General features: G+C 68.9%; 2 protein-coding genes. Both read right to left on the minus strand.

The features are described from left to right. Positions 1-99: 99 nt before the first annotated feature. Positions 100-819: an ABC transporter ATP-binding protein gene (locus FKP22_RS28940; RefSeq protein ID WP_141291598.1), complete on the minus strand. Its 720-nt coding sequence runs from the start codon at positions 817-819 to the stop codon at positions 100-102. Between the two features lie 40 nt (positions 820-859). Beyond that, the coding region (locus FKP22_RS28945; RefSeq protein ID WP_141291599.1) for an efflux RND transporter periplasmic adaptor subunit at positions 860-1,885 on the minus strand (1,026 nt) is incomplete at its 5' end.

Below are 1,885 nucleotides of genomic sequence, written 5' to 3' on the forward strand. Positions count from 1 at the left end.
CAGGTCGGCGGCCGAGGCCGGCAGCGCTGCGGTGGTCAGCGCCCAGGCGGCCAGGCAGACGGCAGCGAGGCGAAACGAACGAGGCATTGTGGTGTCCGTTCAAGCCAATGCCGCGGCGGCGCGGCCGGGCTCCAGGCCTGCCTCGCGCGCCAGCGTCAGGTCCAGCACCTGGCCGTCCATCACGTGCACATGGCGCTGGGCGCGGGCGGCGAGCTGCGGGTCGTGCGTGACCATCACGATGGTGGCGCCTTCGCGGTGCAGCTCTTCGAGCAGCTCCATCACGCCGCGGGCCATCTGGCTGTCGAGGTTGCCGGTGGGCTCGTCGGCCAGCAACAGGCGCGGGCTGCCGGCCAGCGCCCGGGCAATCGCCACACGCTGCTGCTGGCCGCCAGAGAGTTCGGCCGGGTAGTGGCGGGCGCGAGAGGCCAGGCCCACGCGCTCCAGTGCCTGCATCACGCGCTGCTTGCGCTCGGCCGCGGGCAGGCCGCGGTAGCGCAGCGGCACTTCCACGTTGTCGGCCACGCGCAGGTCCGGGATCAGGTTGAAGGCCTGGAAGATGAAGCCGATCTTCTGGTTGCGGATCTGCGAGCGGGCGTCGTCGCCCATCTTGCTGACGTCCACGCCGTCCAGCTCGTAGCGGCCGCCGCTGAAGGCTTCCAGCAGGCCGGCAATGGTCAGGAAGGTGGTCTTGCCCGAGCCGGACGGACCGGTGACGGCGACAAATTCGCCGGCCTTGACCTCGAGGTTGAAGTCTCGCAGGGCATAGGTCTCGACCATGTCGGTGCGGTAGACCTTGGACAAACCAGTCATCTTCAGCATGCGGGCTCCTGATGGGATTGAAGGAAAAGGGTGAAAGGAATCAGGGAGAAAGTGGCACGCGCTCGGCGCCTTGCAGCGCGTCGGTGCCGGAGACGATCACGCGGTCGCCCACGTTCAGGCCCTGCGTGATCTCGATCTGGTCGATGCCGCGTGCGCCCAGGCGCACCGGCTGCTTGATGGCCATGCCGTCGCGCACCACGTAGGCGAACTGGCCGCCGAGCTGTTCGACGAAATTGCCGCGGCGAACTGTGAGCACGCTGTCGCGCTTGTCCAGCAGCACGCGCACCGACAGGCGCTGGTTCTGGCGCAGCGCGCTGGGCGGCTCGCCGACGAAACGCAGCCGCGCGGCGACCTCGTTGTTGACGACTTCGGGCGACACCGCGCTGACCTCGGCGCGCCAGGTCTTGCCGTTGCCGGCGACCTCGCCCGGCATGCCAACCGAGAGTTCACGGGCATAGCTCTCGGCCACCTGCATCTGCACTTCCAGCGCAGAGAGGTCGATCACCGACAGCAGCTGCGCGTCCTGCGCCACGGTGGCGCGTTCGGCCACGAAGAGCTGGCCGACCTGGCCGTCCACCGGCGAGCGCACCTGCAGCTCGCTCTGCTGGCGCAACAGCTCAGTCACGGCAAGGCGCTGACGCTCGTAGGCCAGTTGCTTGGCCTTGAGGTCGAACTGCAGGCTGTCGTCGTTCAGGCCCATGCCTTCCTTGGCATGCGACAGCGTGATCCTGGCCTTGTCCAGCGTGTCCTTGGCATGTTCGACCTGCATGCCCGAGGCGGCGCCGGCCTCGAAGGCCTTTTGCTGGCGCACCAGGTCGTTCTCGGCCGTCTGCGCGTCAATGCGGGCGTTTTCCCAGGCGCTTTGCAGCACCGAGCGCTGCTGGCGCAGCTGCACCTCGGCGCGCTTGGCGTCGGCCTGCAATGCGTCGGCCTGGGACTGTTCCTGCGCCACGCGGCTGGCCAGCGCCGGGCTGTCGATGCTGGCCAGCACCTGGCCCTTCTGCACCGCGTCGCCGGCATGCACCTTCAGCGTGACGGTGCCGGTGCCCGGCGCATACAGCGTGGG

This window comes from Ideonella azotifigens, from assembly GCF_006519715.1.
Lineage (GTDB): Bacteria > Pseudomonadota > Gammaproteobacteria > Burkholderiales > Burkholderiaceae_C > Ideonella > Ideonella azotifigens.